This is a genomic window from Guyparkeria sp., from assembly GCF_041687595.1.
GTDB lineage: Bacteria > Pseudomonadota > Gammaproteobacteria > Halothiobacillales > Halothiobacillaceae > Guyparkeria.
The window spans coordinates 1-3528 of record NZ_JAWLBP010000090.1 but is presented as its reverse complement, the minus strand read 5'-3'; the positions used below and the strand labels follow the sequence as shown (position 1 = coordinate 3528).

4 protein-coding genes are annotated in these 3528 nt (G+C 66.6%); all 4 read right to left on the bottom strand.

All coding sequences use genetic code 11. The annotated features are described in order from the left end of the window. Positions 1–16 precede the first annotated feature (16 nt). Positions 17–835, bottom strand: coding sequence for a bifunctional DNA-formamidopyrimidine glycosylase/DNA-(apurinic or apyrimidinic site) lyase (mutM, locus tag ACESL5_RS09625; RefSeq protein ID WP_372592561.1), 819 nt, complete (start codon positions 833–835; stop codon positions 17–19). A gap of 89 nt (positions 836–924) precedes the next feature. After that, on the bottom strand, positions 925–1080 hold the full coding sequence (rpmG, locus tag ACESL5_RS09620; protein ID WP_068473563.1) for a 50S ribosomal protein L33: 156 nt from the start codon (positions 1078–1080) through the stop codon (positions 925–927). A gap of 31 nt (positions 1081–1111) precedes the next feature. After that, entirely contained in the window at positions 1112–1348 is a 237-nt protein-coding gene (gene rpmB, locus ACESL5_RS09615) for a 50S ribosomal protein L28 (RefSeq protein ID WP_058574603.1), read from the bottom strand. A 435-nt stretch (positions 1349–1783) separates the two neighbouring features. Beyond that, a partial coding sequence (locus ACESL5_RS09610; protein WP_372592560.1) for an SLC13 family permease occupies positions 1784–3528 on the bottom strand: 1745 nt, incomplete at its 5' end.

Below are 3528 nucleotides of genomic sequence, written 5' to 3'. Positions count from 1 at the left end.
CTCACCTCTGATCTCTTCAGGCTGACTGGCACGCCGGACAGAACCAGGTCGAGCGCTGACCGAGGACGATGCGCTCGACCGGCGTCCCGCAGCGGCGACAGGGCTGGTCCGTGCGTTCGTAGACGTTGAGCGTCTGGCGGAAGTAGCCCGGGTCGCCCGAGGGGGCGAGGAAGTCGCGTAGGGTCGTGCCGCCCTGTTCGATGGCCGCGGCGAGGACCTGGCGGATGGCGGCGGCGAGGGCGTGACAGTCGTCGCGGTCGAGGCGGCCCGCCGGGGTTGCCGGATGGATGCCGGCGAGGAACAGGGCCTCGGAGGCGTAGATATTGCCCACGCCGACCACGATGCCCGCGTTCATGATCGCCTGCTTGATGGCCACGCGCCGGCCGGCGAGTCGCCCGGCGAGGTAGGTGCCGTCGAACCTCTCGCCAAGGGGTTCCGGGCCGAGTGCGGCCAGGCGTTGGTGCGGCGCGTCGCTGCGATCGGTGAGCACGGCGCCGAAACGGCGCGGGTCGTGGAGACGCAGCGCCTTGCCGTTGTCCAGCCGCCATTCGACATGGTCGTGCTTGCGTGGCGGGTTGTCCGGGTCGTCGAGCCGCAGGCTGCCGGACATGCCCAGGTGGATCAGCACGCGCTCGTCGCCATCGAGGCACAGCAGCAGGTACTTGGCGCGCCGCTCGACCGACTCCACCGGTCGGCCCGCGAGGAATGCGGGCAGGTCCTCGCGCACCGGCCAGCGCAGTCGTGGGTCACGTACGGTGACGCCCTCGATGCGGTGGCCGGCGACGAACGGCTCGATGCCGCGGCGGGTGGTCTCGACTTCGGGAAGTTCGGGCATGGCACGAAGAAACCCCGCGAGGCATCCTCGCGGGGTCCGTCAGGGGCCGATCAAGAGACAGGCCGGCCATCCGGAGACGGCCGGGAGCCTTACTTGATCTTGGCTTCCTTGTAGATGACGTGCTTGCGTACTACCGGATCGTACTTCTTGATTTCCATCTTTTCCGGCATGTTCCGCTTGTTCTTGTCGGTGGTATAGAAGTGGCCGGTGCCGGCACTGGATACCAGTCGGATCTTGTCACGCATGTCGTTGTAACCTCGAAGAATTGGGCGGTGTTCAGACCTTCTCGCCGCGGGCGCGCATCTCGGCGATGACCGTGTCGATGCCGACCTTGTCGATGGTGCGCAGGCCGTGGCTGGAAACACGCAGGCTGACAAACCGCTGCTCGCTCTCCACCCAGAACCGCTTCTTGTGCAGGTTGGGCAGGAACCGACGACGGGTCTTGTTGTTCGCGTGCGATACGTTGTTACCGACCGCCGGGCGCTTCCCGGTTACTTGGCAAACTCGGGCCATGATTGTCTCCTGAGCGACTCGTCTGATTGCGCGCGTACCGAAGTGAGTCTGGCCTTGCAGGCGGCCGGCACGCGGGCGGGTCAATTCAAAGGCCGCGTATGATAAGAGAACCTCGTCGGCTTGGCAAGCATCGTGTTCGTGCGAAACCTTCCCTTGGGAAACTCTGCACGATTCGATGGCATCTCTGGCTCGCGGGTTTGTTCGCAATCAAGGCGCCGGACCGAAGGCGTGCTCGTTGCCCGTCGAGGGACGGCAACGCCGAGTGCGGACAAACCCGCGAGCCCCGTCCGGGCGGGCCTCCAAGGGCCCATCTGCTACGTTGCAGCCCTTGTAAAGGACAACGGCCCTTCACGGCGGAATGCGCCTTGCATCTGGGCCCCTGGAGGTCCCGCTTCAGACGTCATCGAATCGTGCAGAGTTTCCCTTGCTCAACCGTCACAGGGGCCAGACCCAGAGGATGGCCGGAACCGCGGTGGCCACGACGAGCAGGGAGACGGGTAGGCCCATGCGCCAGTAGTCGCCGAAACGGTATCCGCCCGGCTCCATGACCAGGGTATTGGACTGGTGCCCGATCGGGGTGAGGAATGCGCAGGAGGCCCCGATGGCCACGGCCATCAGGAACGGGTCGGCCGAGGCGTTCATGCCCTCGGCGAGCTTGATCGCCACCGGCGCGGCCAGCACCGCGGCCGCTGCGTTGTTGACGACGTTCGAGAGCAGCATGACGGTGGTGATCAGGATGGCCAGCATGACCGCTGGCGAGGCCGAGGTAGCCAGGTCCAGCAGCCCCTCGGCGATCAGGGCCGAGCCACCGGTGGTCTCGAGCGCCTGGCCGACGGGCAGCAAGGCGGCCAGCAGGACGATGATGCGCATGTCGATGCTGTCGTAGATTTCCCCCAGGGGGATCAGGCGGCCGAGCACCATGGCCACGGCGCCAGCGACCAGGCCCATCGCTGCCGGGACGGTCTGCAGTGCGACCAGCGCCAGCGTCACGAGGAAGATGGCGCTGGCGGTCAGGACCCGTCGCGGTCGAGTGATCCGCAGACCCCGTGAAGCCAGCGGCAGGCAGCCAAGCGTGTTCAGCGCCGACTGCAGAGTGTCCTCGCTGCCCTGCAGCAGCAGGATGTCGCCGGGAACGAAACGGATGCGGCCGATGCGTTCGCGCAACCGTTTGCCCTGACGTGCCACCGCGAGAATGTTGACGCCATGCCGTTCGCGAAGATCGAGCCGTTCGGCCGTCTTGCCGACCAGCGTCGAACCGGGAGTGATGATCGCCTCCACCAGGGTCAGCTCGCTGCGGTCCGGCTTCTCCGATTCCGAGGTGCTGTCCTCGTGTTCCTCGTCGTCTTCCCTGTTGGCTTTGTCGTCCTTGTCGTCTTCGTCACGTGATGGCAGCTCGAGCCCCGTGATGTCGATGAGCGTCTTGAGACTGTCCGAATCCGCCTCGACCAGCAGGATGTCATCGGTTCGCAGCACCTCGTGGGTGGAGGGCACTTCCTTGCGCTTGCCCTCGCGCACCAGCCCGACCACCAGCACGTCCGCATCCTCCCGCACCGCGGCCAGGAGCTCGTGGAGCGAGTGCCCGGTGAACTTGCTGTCCTCCGGCACGTGAAGCTCGGTCAGGTAGGCGGAAATCTCGAACAGTTCGTCGGAGTCGTCTGCTCGACGGCGCTGCGGCGTCAGGCGCCAGCCGATCAGGGCGATGAAGGCCAGCCCCACGAGAGTGATGGCCAGCCCTACCGGCAGGAAGTCGAACATGGCGAACGCGGACCCGGCTTCCTCGGCGCGGTAGGTGGCGATGATGATGTTCGGCGGGGTGCCGATCATCGTCAGGGTCCCGCCCAGCAGGGAGCCGAAGGCCAGCGGCATCAAAAGAAAGGAGGGCGATCGCCCGCCGTGGCGGGCCATCCAGACGGCGACCGGCATGAACAGGGCCAGTGCGCCGACGTTGTTGATGAAGGCCGAGGCGATGGCCACCACGCCGGTCAAGGCGGTCACCTGGACCCAGGGGCGATCTCCCACCCGCGTGAGCGAACGGGCCAGTGTGTCCACGACGCCGGCATTCAGCAGCCCGCGGCTCAGGGCCAGCACGGCGGCCACGGTGACCACGGCTGGATGCCCCAGTCCGGAGAACATCTCGTCGGTCGGTACCAGCCCGGCGCCGGCCGTGACCAGCAGGGCGA

Coding starts and splice junctions, on each gene's coding strand:
- mutM (WP_372592561.1), bottom strand. CDS start 835: ATGCCCGAACTTCCCGAAGTCGAGACCACCCGCCGCGGCATCGAGCCG.
- rpmG (WP_068473563.1), bottom strand. CDS start 1,080: ATGCGTGACAAGATCCGACTGGTATCCAGTGCCGGCACCGGCCACTTC.
- rpmB (WP_058574603.1), bottom strand. CDS start 1,348: ATGGCCCGAGTTTGCCAAGTAACCGGGAAGCGCCCGGCGGTCGGTAAC.